The organism is Candidatus Woesearchaeota archaeon (assembly GCA_016192995.1).
Taxonomy (GTDB): Archaea; Nanobdellota; Nanobdellia; order Woesearchaeales; family DSVV01; genus JACPTB01.
This window is the reverse complement of sequence record JACPTB010000001.1, coordinates 265,318-285,330: the sequence shown is the minus strand read 5'-3', so window position 1 is coordinate 285,330 and position 20,013 is coordinate 265,318. Positions and strand designations below refer to the sequence as shown.

General features: G+C 35.2%; 10 protein-coding genes. 8 read left to right on the top strand and 2 right to left on the bottom strand.

Annotation, left to right across the window (positions count from 1 at the left end):
- Positions 1–42 precede the first annotated feature (42 nt).
- The 4 genes from HYY69_01435 to HYY69_01420 all read left to right on the top strand — a co-directional run bounded on the left by HYY69_01435 (position 43) and on the right by HYY69_01420 (position 6,285).
- The gene (locus HYY69_01435; protein ID MBI3032110.1) at positions 43–2,652 is read left to right on the top strand and encodes an ATP-dependent helicase; all 2,610 of its coding nucleotides are present in this window, start codon (positions 43–45) and stop codon (positions 2,650–2,652) included.
- Positions 2,653–3,008: 356 nt separating this feature from the next.
- On the top strand, positions 3,009–3,572 hold the full coding sequence (locus HYY69_01430; protein MBI3032109.1) for a GNAT family N-acetyltransferase: 564 nt from the start codon (positions 3,009–3,011) through the stop codon (positions 3,570–3,572).
- Positions 3,573–3,821: 249 nt separating this feature from the next.
- Positions 3,822–4,994, top strand: coding sequence for an NADP-dependent malic enzyme (locus HYY69_01425; protein MBI3032108.1), 1,173 nt, complete (start codon positions 3,822–3,824; stop codon positions 4,992–4,994).
- A 61-nt stretch (positions 4,995–5,055) separates the two neighbouring features.
- Positions 5,056–6,285, top strand: a complete 1,230-nt coding sequence (locus tag HYY69_01420) for a DEAD/DEAH box helicase (protein ID MBI3032107.1) — start codon at positions 5,056–5,058, stop codon at positions 6,283–6,285.
- A gap of 34 nt (positions 6,286–6,319) precedes the next feature.
- Here HYY69_01420 and HYY69_01415 read toward each other — a convergent pair whose 3' ends face one another.
- The gene (locus tag HYY69_01415) at positions 6,320–7,252 is read right to left on the bottom strand and encodes a hypothetical protein (GenBank protein ID MBI3032106.1); all 933 of its coding nucleotides are present in this window, start codon (positions 7,250–7,252) and stop codon (positions 6,320–6,322) included.
- Positions 7,253–7,544: 292 nt separating this feature from the next.
- Here HYY69_01415 and HYY69_01410 point away from each other — a divergent pair, with 292 nt between their 5' ends.
- Genes HYY69_01410 through HYY69_01400 form a run of 3 tightly spaced genes read left to right on the top strand, consistent with a single transcriptional unit; the run spans position 7,545 to position 17,724 of the window.
- Positions 7,545–8,315: a hypothetical protein gene (locus HYY69_01410; protein MBI3032105.1), complete on the top strand. Its 771-nt coding sequence runs from the start codon at positions 7,545–7,547 to the stop codon at positions 8,313–8,315.
- On the top strand, positions 8,227–10,047 hold the full coding sequence (locus HYY69_01405) for a hypothetical protein (protein ID MBI3032104.1): 1,821 nt from the start codon (positions 8,227–8,229) through the stop codon (positions 10,045–10,047). Before HYY69_01410 ends, HYY69_01405 begins: the two co-directional genes overlap by 89 nt.
- Before the next feature lie 21 nt (positions 10,048–10,068).
- The gene (locus tag HYY69_01400) at positions 10,069–17,724 is read left to right on the top strand and encodes a thioredoxin domain-containing protein (GenBank protein MBI3032103.1); all 7,656 of its coding nucleotides are present in this window, start codon (positions 10,069–10,071) and stop codon (positions 17,722–17,724) included.
- Between the two features lie 27 nt (positions 17,725–17,751).
- Here the strand turns inward: HYY69_01400 and HYY69_01395 are convergent, their stop codons facing one another.
- Positions 17,752–18,510, bottom strand: coding sequence for a hypothetical protein (locus tag HYY69_01395; GenBank protein ID MBI3032102.1), 759 nt, complete (start codon positions 18,508–18,510; stop codon positions 17,752–17,754).
- A 124-nt stretch (positions 18,511–18,634) separates the two neighbouring features.
- Between HYY69_01395 and HYY69_01390 the strand changes: the two genes are divergently transcribed.
- On the top strand, positions 18,635–20,008 hold the full coding sequence (locus HYY69_01390; GenBank protein MBI3032101.1) for a hypothetical protein: 1,374 nt from the start codon (positions 18,635–18,637) through the stop codon (positions 20,006–20,008).
- The last annotated feature ends 5 nt before the right edge of the window (positions 20,009–20,013 follow it).

Below are 20,013 nucleotides of genomic sequence, written 5' to 3'. Positions count from 1 at the left end.
CACCTATACCTTTTTAAACCTAAAATCATTCTACTATTGTGTATGTCCATCACCCATAAACAAACACCCAATACCAAAGAAGAACTAGACCATATTCTCAATCCTTTGATGAAACAATGGTTTTACAGCAGGTTTAAAGAATACTCTCTCCCTCAATTATATGGTGTTATGGAAATTCATAGCAGGAATAATATTCTCATTTCTGCACCAACTGGCGCAACGAAAACATTAACTGGTTTCATGGCTATTCTCAATGAATTAGTTGACTGCGCAGAAAAAGGAATTTTGCAGGACAAAGTGTACTGCATTTATATCTCTCCGTTAAAAGCTTTGAATGAAGATATTAAAGTTAATTTAGTGACACCTTTGGAACAAATTGAAGCAATTGCTGCTAAAAAATTAGGTATTCGCGTCAGTGTAAGAACTGGTGACACTACAGCAAATGAAAAATCAAAAATGCTTACTAAACCTCCGCATATTTTGATTACAACACCAGAAAGTTTAGCAATTATGCTGAGCAGTGTTAAATTCAGAGAACATTTGAAAGGCGTATCATGGTGTATTCTTGATGAAATTCATGCATTGGCTGAAAACAAACGTGGGGTCCATCTTTCTTTGTCTGTTGAACGTTTGCACTATTTATCACCAGGTATGACCAGAGTTGGGTTGTCAGCAACAGTTGCTCCATTGGATGAAATTGCAAAATATCTTGTAGGGTATCATTACGACGATAAAAAAACAGAGTGGAAAGAAAACAGTTGTAAGATTGTTGATGTGCAATTTATCAAGCAGTTAGATCTCCAAGTTATTTCACCAGCAAAAGATCTTATCAATATACGCTACAAAGAAATGCATGATAAATTGTACGAACTTGTTCATACGTTAGTTCAGGAACATAAAACAACCTTAATATTCACCAATACGCGGGCTGCAACTGAGCGTGTTGTCCATTATTTAAAGGAGATGTATCCAAAAGATTATTATGAAAATATTGGCGCTCATCATGGCAGTTTAAGCAAAGAGCATCGTCATGAAATTGAGCAAAACTTGCGTGATGGCAAATTAAAAGTGGTTGTGTGTTCAACATCGCTGGAATTGGGGATTGATATCGGTTTTATTGATCTTGTGCTTTGCCTTGGCAGTCCGAAATCTGTTGCCCGCGCTCTTCAACGGATTGGAAGATCAGGACATCAGTTGCATGCAACAACAAAAGGAAGAATCATTGTTTTAGACAGAGATGATTTAGTTGAATGTTCAGTCTTGTTAAAATCTGCTGTTGAAAAAAGAATTGACAAAATACAAATTCCAAAGGGAGCGTTGGATGTCTTGATCCAGCATCTTTTTGGCATGGCATTAGAACAAGATTGGGAAGAAAAAGAATTATTCAAAGTAGTCAGACAAAGTTATTGTTATAATCAAGTTACCTCTGAAGATCTTAATGAATTGTTGGATTATCTGGCGGGTAAATTTATTTCACTGGAAGACAGGCATGTCTATGCTAAAATCTGGCGTGAAAACGGCAAAATAGGCAGACGCGGCAGGATGTCGCGTGTTATTTATATGACTAATATAGGGACCATTCCTGATCAAACAGGGATTAAAGTAAAAATGGGAGAAAAAGTTATTGGCACTATTGATGAAGGTTTCCTTGAACGGCTTAAAAAAAGAGATGTATTCGTCCTTGGTGGGAATACGTATGAGTTCAGATTTGCACGCGGCATGACTGCAGTCGTCGATGCTTCTAGTGGTAAACCGCCAACAGTTCCTTCATGGGCAAGTGAAATGCTGCCATTAAGTTTTGATCTTGCCATTGAAATTGGCAAATTCAGACGATTAATGCTCGAGAAATTCACGAACAAACGATCAAAAGAGGAAATCATGCAATTTCTTAATGATTATCTTTATGTTGACAAAAACGCTGCTGAAGCAATCTATCATTATTTTGAAGATCAATACCGTTATGTCAAAATAATGCCCACTGATAAGCTTATTCTAGTTGAACACTACAATAATAAAGAAGGAGACCACAAGATTATATTTCATACCTTGTATGGACGACGTGTTAATGACGTTTTGTCGCGAGCAGTAGGGTTTGCTATTGGAAGAACTCAACATCGCGATGTTGAGATTGGGATGAATGACAATGGGTTTTATGTTAATTATGAAAAGAAAGTTGATGCACTTTCTGCGTTCAAACTGTTAAAACATCATAAAATACGATTAGTAATGGAAAATGCTTTAGCTACTTCTGAAGTGCTACGGAGACGATTCAGGCATTGTGCTGGCAGAGCATTGATGATTTTAAGGAATTATAGGGGGCATCAGAAAAATGTAGGCAGGCAGCAAGTAAGTTCTATGCTCTTACTCAATGCAGTCCGAAGAATTTCAGATAATTTCTGCGTACTGCGTGAAGCCAGACGTGAAGTTTTGGAAGATTTAATGGATATTGAGCATGCTGAGTTTGTTTTAGCTCAAATTAATGAAAAAAAGATTGAAATCAGAGAGATTCAAACCAGTGTACCGAGTCCTTTTGCTTTTAATTTAGCATTGCAGGGTGTGGTTGATATTTTAAAAATGGAAGATAGAACTGAATTCCTGCGAAAAATGCATGAGATGGTCAAAGCAAAGATCATGTTAGGCAGGGCAGTGTGAGAAATAAAGTATTTTCGGCACAATCCAATTTGTAAGTGATATTGCGAAAAGTGCCACCATCTTTTTTGCGAGGCTCTTCTACTCCAGAGAGGATAGCATCTTCCATAACAAACATCTACAGCCGAGCCGATGGTGGTTGCTGAGTGAAACGAACGCAACTAGGAAAATAGTGATTTTCCGTGGCTGCCGAAGGCATTTTCGCAATATCACTCATTTTTTGGATTATGCCGTATTTTCACCACTTATATTATGTAAAAATTAAAGAGCAACATCCCAAGCTTATTAAATAATCCAACACTACTTATACTTATGAACTCAAAAAGTCCTATAATCATAATTTTGGTGCTGATGATGAAATGAGCTTAGAAATCATAGCAAGACAATTACCTGAAGATTATGTATCTGATCAACAAGCATTAGCAGATTTAGATTTTATTGTTACCTTAGGATTTGAACTCTTCGGAACACTTGCAAATACAGGATCTAAATTAGAATATGCTGAAGAAGTTATATTACCTCATCTTAATGATCCCGATACTTATTATATGATTGCTTTGAAAGATAAAAAACCTGTTGGTTATTGTATCTATCAACGAATAACAGAAGACGGTGATAGAGAATATTATACAGATTGTTTAACGAAATCTGAAGTTAATATAATATTTGCAGAACCAAGTTTTTGCATTACAGATCTTGGTGTTACAGCTGAAGAAAGGCGTAATGGTGTAGGAAGAGAATTGATGAAATATGCATTGGAGCAAATTAAAGCGTTAGGTGGAAAACAGGTTTATGCAACGTGCTGGAAAGGAGAACAAGGCCAATCATTATCTTTAGTTAAGAATGTGGGATTTGTTGAGCTTGTTAGTCAAAAGTATGATAATAGCGATCATGGCGTTATAGTGATGAAAAACATTAACTAAATTTAGGCTCGGTGAAAATCTTTCAGGTTTTATTAAAAATCACTATTTTTAATCCCTGAGATCCTTCGGATTCAGGTAGCGCCGGTTCAGCTTTTGATGTGGTTATTGATTGGATTTTTCTCTCTGGAACCTCGAAAAATCCCCGCAGTTATCTAAGAAGAGCTTCACAAATTAGGCGCTAAAACTACATGTTCACCAGAGCCTAAATTTCAAACATATTTATAAATATCAATTATATAGATGATTAAAATGTCAGACCTGATGAAAGATTCACTAAAGTTACATAAAGAAAATAAGGGTAAATTAGCAATTGCCATTAAAACGCCGGTGAAAGATAAAAGAGATCTTGCTTTAGTCTATACTCCGGGTGTAGCTGAACCTTGTAAAGAAATTGCAAAGAACAAAGAAACAATATATGATTACACCTTTAAAGGCAATACTGTTGCAGTTATTTCAGATGGAAGTTCTGTTTTAGGATTAGGGAATATTGGAGCAGAAGCTGCTTTGCCTGTTATGGAAGGAAAATGTGTTTTGTTCAAGCAATTTGCAAATATCGATGCGTTTCCGATTTGTTTAGCAACGCAAGATCCTCAAGAAATAATAAAAACAGTCAAGCATATTGCGCCAGTTTTTGGCGGCATTAATTTAGAAGATATTAAAGCGCCGCAATGTTTTGAAGTTGAAGGAGCTTTGCAGCAATTAGGAATTCCAGTCATGCATGATGACCAGCACGGAACTGCTGTTGTTGTTTTAGCCGGATTATTAAACGCATTAAAAGTTGTCGGAAAAAAACATACTGATATTAGAATTACCGTTAATGGTGCAGGAGCTGCAGGCACTGCAATTATTAAAATCCTTTTGCACTATGGAGTGCCAGAAAAAAATATTATTATTTGCGATACAAAAGGCATTATTCATAGTAAAAGATTAGAGCTTAAAGAAGAATACAAAAAAGAATTAGCAAAGATAACCAATACTGATGCTCGGGAAGGATTATTAGCACATGCATTAATAGGAGCAGATGTGTTGATTGGTGTTTCCAAAGCAAATGTAGTAACTGAAACAATGATTAAAACAATGGCAAAAGATGCCATTGTTTTTGCTATGGCAAACCCTATTCCTGAAATTATGCCGGAACTTGCTAAAAAAGCAGGCGCAAAAGTGGTTGCTACAGGAAGAAGTGATTTCCCTAATCAAGTAAACAATGCCCTTGGATTTCCGGGAATATTTAGAGGAGCGCTTGATGCTAAAGCAACAGAAATTACTACTGCTATGAAACTTGCTGCTGCCCAAGCACTAGCAGGAATGATTAAGAACCCTGATTTTGAAAAAATATTGCCCGAAGTAATCGATAGCAAGGTAGTTCCTTGTGTTGCCGAAGCAGTAAAAAAAGTATGGCTAAAAAATAACAAAGGTTTATAAAGGGAGAACTGTAACATTATGAAGTATAGTGAAATTGTACCACTTTGTGGTTGAGAATAATATGCAAAACTTTAGAAAATTAGGAATTCAAGATTCAATTATTAAAGTATTACCTGAGCTTCATATTGAAGAGCCTACTGAAATTCAGGAAAAGTCTATTCCTTTAATTCTGCAGGGCAAAGATGTTATAGCTGGATCTGCAACAGGTTCAGGGAAAACACTTGCATTTAGCGCAGGTATTATCCATACTGTTCAGCCAGGAAAAGGCATCCAATCATTAGTCTTAACACCAACAAGAGAATTAGCTGAGCAAGTTTCTCAAGCGCTTAAATTGTTTTCACGCGGGACACGCTTAAATACTGTTGTTATTTATGGTGGAGTAGCTATAGGACCGCAGATGAGAGATCTTAGACACGCAGATGTTGTTATTGGAACACCAGGAAGAATTCTTGATCATGTTAACCGGAGAACAATTAATTTGACGCAAGTAGGAGTGCTTGTTCTTGACGAAGCAGATAGAATGTTTGATATGGGATTTAAACATGATGTAGAGCAGATTATACGCTGCTGCCCTGAAAAAAGACAAACACTTTGTTTTTCAGCAACACTGTCCCAAGATGTAACGCATTTTTCTCAAAGATATATGCATCATCCTGTTAAAGTTGCTGTTGAGTGTTATGTTGATCCAAAACAATTAACGCAAGTTTACTATGATATCCACGATCGCCTAAAATTTTCTCTTCTTACTCATTTATTGCAGCAGGAGCATCCTGGATTAGTTATTGTTTTCTGTAATTCGCGGAGAGCTGTAGAAATGGTAACAAAAAACTTAAAGTTAAATCATGTTAATGCACATGCAATTCATGGCGGATTTTCACAAGCTAAACGCAACGATATTATGGAACAAGTCCATGCCAGAAGAGTCTATGTGCTTGTATGCACTGATGTTGCAGCTCGTGGATTGGATATTAAAGGGGTTTCCCATGTTTATAATTATGACCTTCCTATTGATAGTAAGCAATATATTCATAGAATTGGAAGAACTGCGCGCGCAGGCAAGGCTGGAAAAGCAGTGAATTTGCTTTCTCCTCGAGATCATGATAATTTTCAGCGCATACTCCGTGAAAATGAAGTAAGAATTCCACGTGAAGAATTACCTGAAATAAAGCCTGTTCCCGTGCAACCAGTCTATGAAGAAAGAAGATCATTCCATAAACGGCCTTCTCATTTTGGAAGAAGCAATGATAGACATTCTCGCAGCAGTCCGCAGAGATTTAATAGAAGAAGATAAATAGATTAGATATGAATTTATTTAATTTAAAAAATTATTCCTCCTTCTGAAATTTGCCAAAGTAAATAACAATAAAGATAATAATAGGAACTAATAATAAAGGCAAAAGATAGTATAAATATGTCTTTTTTGGCTTAATTTCAGCAATAGGAATTGTCTTGACTTCTTCAAAATCCTCTTCTAAAACAAAATCGTTGACTGCATAACTGACTTCCAATTCCTTAACAGCGCTGGCATCAATACCTGCAAAAGTCCAGACAACTAAAGGATCTTCTTCAAGAATAGTGTAGTTCCCCATTAACGTAAGGTTGTTGATATGCTGAGCTACAGTTTTAGGAATAAGCTCATAAACTTTTAAGTCTTTAACAGCTTCATCAATGCTTATTTTCACTACAACAAGCGTATTTTCTTTTTCTTCACCAGTAAACTTATCCTTAACCGTGACATGAATAAATGATTTTTTCAAAGTTACATGTTCCATAGTTTTTTGATAATCTTCAAGGTTAGCATCAATCTGAGCAAAATCTTCTTCAGTTACTTCAAAGCTGACGACAACAGGATCAAGTTCTTTAACACTTTTGAAAACATCAAAATAATTAAAAACAAAATCCGTCTTAACCTGAACTTCACCAACAACTTGGTTATTTTTATAACCTTTAGCAACAAAGGTATGCAATCCAGGGTCAATAATGACCGCTGTTGTTGGATTAACATCAGAAGCTTCAAAACTTCCAATCAAATTGCCATTATCATATAGTTCATAGTTGTCAATAACCTCTTTGTTAACAATGATATTTGGTGTAATAAAATGTGCTTTTCCGCTTTCATGTGTTTTATACGTCCCGCTCCATGGCCCATAAGTTCCTTCAGCAGGAAAAACAATCTCGATATCAGCAGAAAGAACAGAAGGAAGTAATAATAACGTAAAAACAAATAATAGGTTTACTAACCACAAACTCTTTTTCATAACAACCTCAAACATAAAGATATATTTAAAGATTGTTATAAAGAGGCACAATCCAATTTGTAAGTGATATTGCGAAAAGTGCCACCATCTTTTTTGCGAGGCTTATCTGATGTTTCATCAAATGCTATCCGAGGTTCCAGAGAGGATAGCATCTTCCATAACAAACATCTACAGCCGAACCGATGGTGGCTGCCGAAGGCATTTTCGCAATATCACTCATTTTTTGGATTGTGCCTATTGTTAAATAAATTTATAAATACAAATCATATAAAAGTATCCAACTAGTGATAGTATGAAAAAGGGTGTGGGTAATGTTACGATAGCAGTATTTTTAGTCATCTTATTAGGTCTTTTTATCTTCTCATTCTGGCAAGTTGAAGAAAATGTTGCTTCTAGCAGTACTTCAAATACCATTACAGGCTTTACTTTTCATGATAATTTTGAAACTAAGATTCCTCAAAGAAATAAAAGAGATATTTTACAATCCCAAACAAAAAAACAAAGTGAAAAAGAGTTTTATGACCCTGTTTATGCTGGTTGCCTTGCAAAATTCTGTTCAGATTCTGATGCAAAAGTGCTTAATGAAGAGGGAGATCCAAATATCAAAGGATACCTCTATGGAAAAGATGAAAAAGCTCAATGTGTTAAAGTAGAAGATACCTGTAAAGATGCAAATGTATTGCTCGAGATGTCATGTCCCGAGTACTTTATTAAAAAAATAGTTCTCAATCAACAAAGAGTTGAGGGTTTTGATCAACAAATTAATGCACTTGCACCTGTTCTTGAAGATTTAGAAAAACAAATAATGGAACTTGCTAAGAAAATATTTGGACCAGAAGCACAAAATCTTGATCCAGATGAGTTTAATCAATTAAAAGCACAATATAATGCTTTAATAGAAGATGCCAGCAATAAAGAGTATTTATTAGAAGATCTTAAAGCAAAGAAAGAATTTGCAGAAACTAAAGCTGGCTATGAAATTAAAAAATTTCCTCCAATTAAAACAGTGTATTGTCAGTATGGATGCAAAAATAATGCTTGCCAGCCAATGCAATCAAAATGAAGACTGTGCTGCTGGCAAATCTGCAGTTCCAGATTGCGGTGGAGTTTGCCCTAAATGTGCAACTTGCTATGATAACAAGCAAAACCAAGGTGAAACAGGCATTGATTGTGGTGGACCATGCAAAGTATGCGCAAGTTGCTCTGACGCTAAATGGAATCAAAACGAAGATCTTATAGATTGCGGTGGAGTTTGCCCGGCTTGTTCTCAAGATATGATCAATCAATGTAATAATGGGATTAAAGACACTGGCGAAACAGAGATAGATTGCGGCGGTAAAACATGTCCTGCATGTAAAACTGATTTTCCTGACAAATATGCTCCCAACTGTTTTAATGGTATTTTAGATATGAATGAAGAGAAAACAGATTGTGGTGGAGATTGCCCGCCTTGTAAAAGTATTGATCCAACCTGTTCAGATAAAAAGAAAAATGGTTATGAAACAGGCATTGATTGCGGAGGACCTCAATGTCCTGCTTGTGATGTGCCTGGCAAAGGATGCACTGATTCTGATGAAAGTGGAGAGAAAAATAACTGGGGTTTTGGAACACCTGGCACCGTTACTGAGAAAAATAACCCTGCTGCTTATAATGATGAATGTATTGATGGTAAAAACCTAAAAGAATTTGTTTGCAGCAATAACAAAAAGAAAGAAGTGTTTTATACCTGCAAGGAAAAATGTTTTTCAGATCCAAAAGGACCTGACTATTGCTCTGAAGATCTTGTGTGTGATGATCCTGATGTAAATGCAGGCAGCCTTGTAGTTGATTATGTATTCGGTGAATATGAATTTAAATTTGAACGTGCAATTCCATCAACCGTAATAGTTACTTCAACTAATGGCAAACAAATAGCTTCAAGTCCAGATAAATGCGAAGGTAATACTTTAAAAGAACAGATTTGTAATGGAGAAACTGGCAAAGAAATTTATGAATATTCGTTTGACTGCACTTTTGAAAAATTTGGTGAGCAGCCATTTGATGGATGTTCAAGTTGTAATGGGGTTGGATTTTGTTGCAAAAATGAACAACAAGAATGCAAAGAATCTGATGGTGGAAAAAACATAGCTCAAGCTTCAATGACACTTATTCCTCCATTGTGTGATTGTTCAGGATTTGATAGCGGAACAGATACTTGCGGGATAAGTTATTGCGAACAAGGTTCAGAATCAATTGAAACAACGCCAGCAACTGATGCTTATTGTAAGATGAAATTAAGTTCTGTTGCATCGTTTGGAAGTTATGGCGACAGCGTTAAAGAATATTATTGCGATGGATTGTCTATCAAATCACAATGGGTAGTTTGTCCTGAGGGAGAAGCTTGTGTTAAAGGAGCTTGCAAACCATATAAAACTTGTGTTGATACTGATGCTGAAAAATATCCTGCTGTTGGAGCAGTTCCAGGACAAGCAACTGGTTTGGTGTTAGAATATGGCAAACCAATATATGAAGGTACTATTAAGGATAAATGTTTGAATAATGAAGTCTTGCTTGAAGCAACGTGTGGTGGTGCTAATCCTGGTGAGAATAAATATCATACCATAGGCGATATTAGCAAATTTCCAGCAAAAGATGTTATATCTAAAATATTGGCACAACCGCAATATTATGCAATGTACAGCCAGCATATTTGTAAAGTATGTAAACCACAGAATGGTACTTGGAAGTGTATGGGTAAATGTGTTGAATCAGATCAAGGTGCTTATTGTGATATAACTAAGACGACGTATCCTTAATAAGTCTTATAGCGTGATCATATGAAATATAACAACAATAACTATAAAACAATGGTTCTATTAACAATTACCGTTATTTTTGTCGTCTTTTTATCAATGTCTGTAATAGCTAACCACAATCCTGGTCATTTTGATACCTCTCGGTCAATAAACACCAAAAAAATAGATACTTCAACGGGAAAAACTACCCGTGAAAATTCTCGCATTGAAACAATAGCGCAGGAAGCATGTCAAAAACAAGGTTGTTATGATACTGATGGTTACAGCCCATTGAAATTTGGTACTGTTTATCTAAAGAAAGACAAAAAAACCTGTGATAAAATTCCTGATAGTTGTATCATTGATCGAGGTAAATCATATGTTAAAGAACAAATATGTGCCGAGCTTTCAGGTCCAGGTGCTAACGAGTCATTAGGGCTAGGTTTGAAAACAGAACTCATCGAATGTCCAGGTGGATGTGAAAAAGGTGTATGCAAGTCAGTACAGCAAGATCCTGGACTACAAAAATGTCTTGAAATTGGTTGTTATGATACTGATGGTGGCAATAATCCAACTGTTTTTGGCAAGGTGTTGTTAAAGAAACAAAAAGCAGGGGGATTAGCATATTGTGTTCCTTCTGAGGATTCTTGCAAACCAGTTGAAATAAATGGTGTTAAAAAATGGTTTGTTATTGAGCAAACCTGTAAAGCTCAAGATGCTGGTAAAGGGTATTATATAACTGAAGCAAAATCCCAAGCTTGTGAAGGTCTCTGCGATAAAGGTGTTTGTCAATCTCCTACGTGCAGCGATGAATTACAAAATCAAGGTGAAACAGGTGTTGATTGCGGAGGACCTTGTGATAAATGTATTGGAGAGTTTTGTGAAGATCTAACAGGTGACACACCAACGAATAAAGATTTTGTAACGGTCAATGATATTAATGGTAATCCTTTAGATATTTATGATACATGTGTTGATAATAACGGCAATGAAATTAAAATAACAGAAGTTGCTCCGAGTATTAAAAAACTGCATGAAAAGATCTGTGTTGATAATCAGCAGGAAGATAAAAATTATGATTGTGAACAGGCATGTGTTAATGGGAAATGTGTTAAAACTACTTGTGAGGATACAGATACTGTTGGATTAAATGAAAAACCTAATTTTATCGTGAAGGGAACGTTTACTGAAAAGATTGATGGTGTTGTCAATGAGCAAGGCACCGATTTTTGCACTGATCAACTGGATATATTAGGTGCTACTGCGCCTCATGTTTCTGAAGGAAAATATATTCTTGAAGGTGTTTGCATGTTAGATATTGGTGTAGAAAGGGGAGCTGTTCTTAATCAACTTTCTTGTCCCTTAGGATGTAAAGATGGTGCCTGTATTACTTGTATTGATTCTGATGGTTTGAATATTTCTATTCAGGGAACAACTCAGGGTTTTCTCTCAAAAGAAGATATTATTCTTGCCAATGATCAAACTAATGCTATTGAAGGTGATATCACAGAAACTGATTCTTGTTACACAGACATTCCTAATTGGCCAACTAAAGTTAGTTCTTGTCAGGGAAAAAACTGCTATTTGAGGGAATTTATCTGTAATTATAATGTTAATAATGATTATCTCATGAATTCTTATTATCCTTCTTGTCCACAAGGATGTGTTGATGGCGCATGTTTGCAATGTGATGTTGTTGATGATAGCGAATTTTCTAGTCAAGTAGATGGTGTTGGTGAGAGCGATGAATTTGAACAAATTAATCTTATTGATGGAAAACCAATCATAGGTGATCCTGCTGCGCCTTTTACCTTAGTTATGTTTAATGCATATGGAGATCCACATGCAAAAAAATGGTACAAAGAAACATTCCCACTGATAAAACATTATTACATTGATACTGGTAAAATTAATTTTCAGATAAGAGAAGTGGATCCAAAGAACTGGAATTGGTTAAATCCTAATCTTGCACAAACAGATCGTGCAACATTTTGCGCAGAAGAACAAGGCAAGTATTGGGAATATGTTGATTATTTATTACATGAAAATTTTAATGTATATGATACTGCAGCGCTTATTGAATACGCAGATTACGTTGGTATGGATCTTATTCAGTTTCAAAATTGTTTAGATTCACCTCAAACTCAAGCAAAGGTTGATAAGGATGTTGCGCTTTCAAATTTATTTACTATTGATGGTGTGCCTTATTTTGTTGTTCATGACTTTCCTGCTGGAATTGAAGACATTGTAATTAAAGGTGCTAAAGATTATAATTCATTTAATACTATTTTTCAATATTATCAGTATTTTGGCGGTTGTTATGAAGCAAAAGGATGTTATGATAGTGATAAAGGCATAGATTTAGGCTGGGACAGTGATTTAGGGGAGAATTATGAAATTGGAATAACAAATGGTTACACTTCAGATGGAGCTTATAGTTCACAACAAGATACTTGTGTTTCAGCAGAAGATGTTTTTGGCAGCAATTATGATTTTGCCAATGATCCTAATCTTGAACCTAATGATGTAGGAGTTATTGAAGGAAGCTGCGGTAATAATCAGCAAGGAATTACCGTTAATTCAGATAATGAATTTGATGATTATTTTGTTGAACCTACGCAGGCTGATTGGTATAAATGTGAGTATGGATGTTTTGACGGAAGGTGTTCTGATAAAAAATATACTAAATGTTTGGATCCTGATGGTAGTGATATTTATACTAAAGAACTAACTAAAGGTTGGACATGGGATAACCAAGAAATCTCTCAAGAAGATTCATGTTTAGCTTCTCAAGATCCAGATTCAAAACAATCAACAGGTGATTATATACTAGAAGGAATATGTTCTGAAAGTAATGATATTCCCTTTGATAGTTTTGTTGATACTTGTACCTTTGGTTGTATTGATGGTGCATGTCAGTGTCCTGCATTAGGTTGGGAAAAGATCGAAAGTGGCACAACTAAACATTTAGTAGGTATTTGGGGTAGTTCAAGTAATGATGTGTTTGCGGTAGGTTATGATGGAACAATTCTTCATTATAATGGTGTAAGTTGGACTGAGATGGAGAGTGGAACAAAAGTACAAAAAGTACATTTAAGTGGTATCTGGGGCAGTTCAAGCAATGATGTATTTGCTGTAGGTTGGGATGGAACAATTCTTCATTATGATGGCAATACTTGGACTGAAATGGAGAGTGGAACACCATATACGTTATTCAATATTTGGGGCAGTTCAAGCAATGATGTATTTGCTGTAGGTTGGGATGGAACAATTCTTCATTATGATGGCAATACTTGGACTGAAATGGAGAGTGGAACAAAAGTAGGTCTAAATGGTATTTGGGGTAGTTCAAGTAATGATGTATTTGCGGTAGGTCATGATGGAATAATTCTTCATTATAATGGCAATACTTGGACTGAAATGGAGAGTGGAACAAAAGTAAGTTTAAGTGGTATCTGGGGTAGTTCAAGCAATGATGTATTCGCTACACGTTATGAAAAAATACTACATTATGATGGCAATACTTGGACTGAGATGGAGAGTGGAACAACTAAATATTTAGTAGGTATTTGGGGCAGTTCAAGCAATGATATTTACACAGTTGCTTATAATGGAGAAATTATTCATAGCATATGTAAAACTCAGCAAGAAACACCAGAAGGATTCCTCGTCAATAATTGCCGTTATATTAAAGGAGGTTTTGACAATACCGGGAAAGCAATACCAGGAACGAACTACCTGTTGTGTGATGTTAAAAATAATGGTGATCAAAGTTATAATTTTCAAGAATTAGGTTCTTATATTGAAGCAGACGGTTATTTCTGGAACCAGCTCGTAAAAACAGAAGTACCTATTCAATTTAATCCTGGTGATAGTTTTACCTTTGTAGAACAGGGAAAAATGGACGGTCTTGTTTTAAATGAAGAATATTGTAATGGTAAGAAGATCAACTTCGGCATTTTCATAGACAAAGGGCTTGTAGAAGATTTCATCTATCAGCAAGAAGTTCCAGTGACTTGCTTTGATTACAATCAATGTCCAACAGTTGTTCAGAATTGGGGCAATCTAGTTCATAAGCAATCAACACTTATATCAGGAAATACAGGACAACAGGAAACAGATACTTGTGAAGGAGATGTATTATATGAATATATTTGCGATGTAAATCAAATAAAATCAAATCAATTTATTTGTCCTTATGGATGTGATAATGGTGTTTGCCTACAATGTAATCCAAATGAACTAAAATGGGAGAAAATGGAGAGTGGCACAACTGAGGATTTATTGGGTGTTTGGGGCAGTTCAAGCAATGATGTATTCGCAGTAGGTTTTTATAATTTTGGTCTGCAAAAGAGTGGAATGATTCTGCATTATGATGGGATAAGTTGGAAAAAAATGGAAACTGGCGCAATTAAGACTTTAGCTGACATTTGGGGTAGTTCAAACAATGACGTATTTGCTGTTGGTGAATCTGTTTTTGGTATAGAAGAAACTATTCTGCATTATGATGGTGTAAACTGGAAAGAAATGGAGAGTGGAACTAAGAGTTTGTGGGGTATTTGGGGCAGTTCAAACAATGATGTATTTGCTGTTGGTTATAGTGGAACAATTCTGCATTATGATGGTGTAAACTGGAAAGAAATGGAGAGCGGTACGATTGCTGGTTTAGAAGGTATTTGGGGCAGTTCAAACAATGATGTATTTGCTGTTGGTTATAGTGGAACAATTCTGCATTATGATGGAGTAATTTGGAAAAAAATGGAAAGTGGCACTACTGAGGAGTTATGGGATATTTGGGGCAGTTCGAGCAATGATGTATTTGTAGCAGGATGGGGTGGAACAATTCTGCATTATGATGGAGTAAGTTGGAAAAAAATGGAGAGCAACATAGTTGGGCATTTATTGGGTATTTTTGGTAATTCAGACAGTGATGTATTTGCTACAGGTACAGGTGGAGTGATTCTACATTATGATGGTGTAAGCTGGAAAAAAATGGAAAGTGGCACAACTGTGCATTTATCGGATATTTGGGGTAGTTCAAGCAATGATGTTTATATTGTTGGTGACCAAGGAACTATTCTTCATCTAAACAAAGCATGCTCACCAATTGAACCAACAAACACTTGTACTGACACAGATGGCGGAGATGAACCATTTATATATGGAAAAACAACAGGATTAAACTATGACTATAATGAAATGATTACAGGCAGCGATCAATGTTTCACCGGCAAAGAAATACTTGAGATGTCACCAAATCTTAATTTGGTTATTAACAGTGATAAAACCTATGTTCAAGAATATTATTGTAAAGAAACAGAACAAATAACCTCAGCATATATTGAGTGTCCTTGCAATCAAGGAGCTTGCGGCTGCCAGGATAAAGATGGGAATAATATATTTGAAGCAAACACTGCAAAAGGTTACGAAACATTTGATGAAACTACAAAAAATAATCCTCAATCATTTATAGAATCCCCTGATTTTTGCACAGCATATTCCACATTAGAAGAAGTAAAAAATAATCCAGTACAATATGGTGATTATGCCGTAGAATCGGTCTGCAAAGACAATATCATTGTCGGCTACGAAGAACCGCAAAAATGCCCTGAAGGTTATCATTGTGAATCTGGCAGTTGTGTTTCTGATGAAGCATGCATGCAGTTGCTTGACTATAAAAAAGGAATACCAACAGAGAAAGAGTACCTACAAACAATAAGTATTGCGCCTGATAGCAATTTTAGTAAAGCTGGTGCCCGATTAGTATTTGGGTATCCAGATGCCTCATTTCAAGAACCAATAACTTATTTGAAGATTCTTCCTCAGCAAAAAAGCTTCTATGCTTATAATCTCACCTTTATGCCGCCGATTGACTTATTAAGTAATGCTTTTTTTGCTGATAAGCACTTGATAAACTTCCAAGGATATGAAGCTGAAGTTCTTGATAGTTATTACCTTCCAAATTATCCTAGTTACTTTATGTTAAAATTGCTGTTTAGTAAATACACTAAAGTATTTAATTATCCTGGAGAAAGTATCAGCTTTGCTTTTGAAGATGGCAATTGCCATAAATTAACGCTTTTAGAAAGCAATATTCAGTATAAATCTTCTGATCCTGATTCATTAGATTTTGATAAAACTTGGTGTGAATTCTCTTTAGATGGAAATGCTTTTTTTATACATCCTGGAATTCCTGATGAATTCAGCGTTGCAAATAATATAGAGTTCTACTTAAATCTTACCGAGGTTATTGTTGATAATAAACCAACGTATAAATGCAAACTTGCCATCGAACCAAGAATCGTTAAATTCTTTAATGGGCAAGACTACGAAGCGTCATCAGTAACTGTTAACAACGAAGTGATAACGAGCATAAAACCATCTGTTTACAGAAAAGATCCTTATAACAAAAATATTTTATTAGGTTTTGGTTACAATTATACACCTGAAAATACACAATTTCTGAAACTTGGTGATGCCTTAACTGATCCCTTGCTTGAAACTTTCAGTATTAGATTTGGATATCTCAACGATCAAAACCAAGACAATCCTAGGGAAGAAATCAGTTTTGTTGGTGGATCAAGTTCAGCAGAAATCGTATTCACTAATAATGATGGTCAAGATGTAACATTGCCATTATCTGCTGATGCTTATGCTTATGAAAAAGCAGTATTTATTGCGCCGAGTGGACCAAAATTAATTACGAGTAATAATCTTGGAAGTGCTCAAGTAACTGATAAAGAACTTACCTACTGGGGAACTGATGCCCCTGTGGAATTTGATCAACATCCAGATGAAAGAGTATATCTTGAAGGTGAATCATGCTCGGGATTGCTAGCCACAGAGAATAAGCTGACTGCTTGTCAAGAGGCATATTTTATAATTATTGATTTCAATAATAACGCTCATCTTATGCAAATAAAATCAATAGACATTTTTAATCAAAAAATGGTTATTAATGATGTAACATATGGTAAATCTTACGCTATTTCTTTTACCGTACCCAGTTCTAATACTTATTATACTTATCCTTTTGATGACAGTCCAAACTCCAAATTTAGTTTAAATATAGTTGATACTACAATCACGTTTAGTGACCTTGGCTTTGGTGGTTATAAACAATCAGGAAACAATTTAGAACTTCCGATGAGACCAATTCTAACAAAAGAGAATGCAAGTCTTTACTTAATCAACAAGTATACAGCATCACAATCATTTGAAGGAATACTCTTTGTTGAACACAATGATCAACAACTTCCATCATTTAATTATCTTGGTATCAAGCAAACTCCAGGTGGTACATTGTCACCAGCTGATGAATTTGTAATTGGAGCATACTATGATGATTTGAATAATGATATAATTAAATTCTATGCAAGCACACTTCAAGAAACAGATGGTTTTGGATGGTATCCAGCAACCAAAACAAACAATGATTTTGAAGTGTTTATGACCCTTAAAGGAACAAAGATAATTTATGATATTGCTGACAAGAAATCATTACTTATTGACCATCCTTTAGAAGCTATTTGGGGACAGTTTTTATTCATTTCAAAACCTGACAAATCACAAACCTTTATTGATAAAGATTATTCTGAGAATAGCTATGCTTTTCATTATAATGAAACATTGAGGGCAAGAGTACCATTTGAAAAAGTTTATAATCCTGAATTATTAGCAGATGGTGAAATAAAATAATAATTAGAGAATTTTGCAAAATTCTCATTAGATAATCATCCTTTTATGGGTGTATAGTTCTCGCGCTTTTTCTAATTCGTTACTATCGTTAATACCTAGCCATCCATCAGTAAAAGGAAATACATAAACTGGTGTTTGCTCAGCTAAATATTTGATGAAATCACCATTGCTCCCTGCTGGATGATGCTGCAAGAATAAAGCAACACTGGAAATATCTTTGCTGTTTAAAAAATATAAGCACATGGCAGTTAAAGTAGTTGCAGGAGATTTTGGTTTTTCTTCAAAACCAATAATTTTATTTTCTTTATCTGTTTCAACAACGCCATACTTGTTTGCAATTTTTTCCTTAACCTGTAAATCAATAACACCTAAGACTGTTGCTTTTTTATCATTAAAATAATCTTGCATCTCAACCAGACTAAAATCAAAGAGATTATCTCCGCCAATTATGAGGAGGTCATCAGTTATTTTTTTCTCAGTAATAGCAAATTGTACATCACCTATTGCTCCGCACATTTCTTCAGGGGTGTTCGTCATATCATTAACAATCTCAATATGCTTAGAACTAAGGATAGTTTCTTTCCAATCAACAAAATCATGATAAAACTTGTTGTTGGTGATGATATAAATAGTATCAACAGCAGAAAGTTCTTCTATCTTTTCAATAAGGTAATTAATTAAGGGTTGGTCTACTATTGGGGTGAGGGCGATTGGTGTTTGTTTTGTTTGTTTATCTAGATTACTCGACTGTTTTAGTGCATTTGAGGATAGGATGAGGGCTTTCATGGGACTTTTCGATAGGGTGGTATATATAAAAGTTTATAAAGTAAATTTTATTTCTATACTTATTAAGTATAGATTTTTATTACTAATAGTTAGTAATAACTGTATTTGAAAAAGTTGATTTACTATGGTTCAAGAACATCATCAATATGACTTTGGACATCTTATTGAATGTGAGACTACACTTGATGAGAAAGTTCGTTTTGCGCCTAATGTTATAATAATTGGCGGTGGAAGATGCACGGGAAAAACGACAACAATCGACCATCTTCTAGCATTGCAAGATCAAAAGCGTGTTCAAGATGTGGAATTTAGTGTCACTTTTTTAAGGTCACATGCTTCACGAGAGAAAAGACCAAATGAAGTTCTCCATAGAAAAAGACGGACACATGACTCAAAACCGAGAGATATTTTACAAGATGGCATCACCAAGGGAAGTTACTATCTAGCTTATGAACTTGGAGAAAATCTCTATGCATTTCCTCCCCCAGGTGATCGAATTAAGCGGAGAGCGTTTTCACCGCTCAAAAGATTAGAACCCAACTATAAAAGCCTTGTTAAACCAGATGATATTAGAACTAGGGTATTTGCACCTCTTTATGTTTGTCAAACAACATGTCCAGATGCTTTTCTTAGATTACGTGAAATTTTTCCTAATGGAGTATATGTAATTACTGGACTAGATGAAACCAATGCTGATCAAATTGATAGGCGCGTTGAAAAGAGAATACGAGACACTCTTTCAGGACAACAGCTAAGAAGACGAGATTTAACTCGTGACAAATTTGATAAGTTAGTTGAGAATGAAGCAGAAAGAGTAAGGGCATTAAATTCTAAATTTATGGAGCTTAGTTCCACATATGCAGATATTGTTTTAGACACTTCCAACCCAATTGATCCTTCTTCTCGATTTTATACCCAAGCTGTGTATGAAACAGGATATAGAAATGCTAGCAGAACCGCACTTTATGCACAGAGACATATCTTTGATTTCATGATAAATAATCAACAGAAACCTGATCCAAGGAATATTCATGAAAACTTTGTTGCAGATAAATTGGAACGCTTATTTGGGCAAAACCTTCCCGATATTTTAAATAAACTAACCCAATTTAAACCATTACTTATTAGAGATCAAGACGGTTTAAGACAGCTATTAGAGAGAGAAAAGATTACCTACGAGGGTTTTAAGAGAACATATAATGGCATTGATTTTGTTGTATTTAAAAGACAAGATGGCGATACTATTATTGGATTTAAGTATTTAGGTAGTGGTCCAAGAACACAAGACTCCTTTTTGAATTTTCAAGAACAAACATTATTAAAGATAGTGCTTGGTATCTTAGGAAATGCTTATGAAGAACAACAACAGAATAGAGGCATAAGATATTCATTAAGTGATAAACCAGGGACGCCAGGATTAGTAATGAGATTTTATCAGGATCTAGATGATGCGCTTAAACGAGGTACAACCAGTTCTTATGATAAGAATGGTTCTTAGTATGC

Bases quoted from the DNA above. Each gene is read 5' to 3' on its own strand.
- HYY69_01435 (MBI3032110.1), top strand. From the start codon at position 43: ATGTCCATCACCCATAAACAAACACCCAATACCAAAGAAGAACTAGAC.
- HYY69_01425 (MBI3032108.1), top strand. From the start codon at position 3,822: ATGTCAGACCTGATGAAAGATTCACTAAAGTTACATAAAGAAAATAAG.
- HYY69_01390 (MBI3032101.1), top strand. From the start codon at position 18,635: ATGGTTCAAGAACATCATCAATATGACTTTGGACATCTTATTGAATGT.
- HYY69_01395 (MBI3032102.1), bottom strand. From the start codon at position 18,510: ATGAAAGCCCTCATCCTATCCTCAAATGCACTAAAACAGTCGAGTAAT.
- HYY69_01405 (MBI3032104.1), top strand. From the start codon at position 8,227: ATGAAATTAAAAAATTTCCTCCAATTAAAACAGTGTATTGTCAGTATG.
- HYY69_01430 (MBI3032109.1), top strand. From the start codon at position 3,009: ATGAGCTTAGAAATCATAGCAAGACAATTACCTGAAGATTATGTATCT.
- HYY69_01415 (MBI3032106.1), bottom strand. From the start codon at position 7,252: ATGAAAAAGAGTTTGTGGTTAGTAAACCTATTATTTGTTTTTACGTTA.
- HYY69_01420 (MBI3032107.1), top strand. From the start codon at position 5,056: ATGCAAAACTTTAGAAAATTAGGAATTCAAGATTCAATTATTAAAGTA.
- HYY69_01410 (MBI3032105.1), top strand. From the start codon at position 7,545: ATGAAAAAGGGTGTGGGTAATGTTACGATAGCAGTATTTTTAGTCATC.
- HYY69_01400 (MBI3032103.1), top strand. From the start codon at position 10,069: ATGAAATATAACAACAATAACTATAAAACAATGGTTCTATTAACAATT.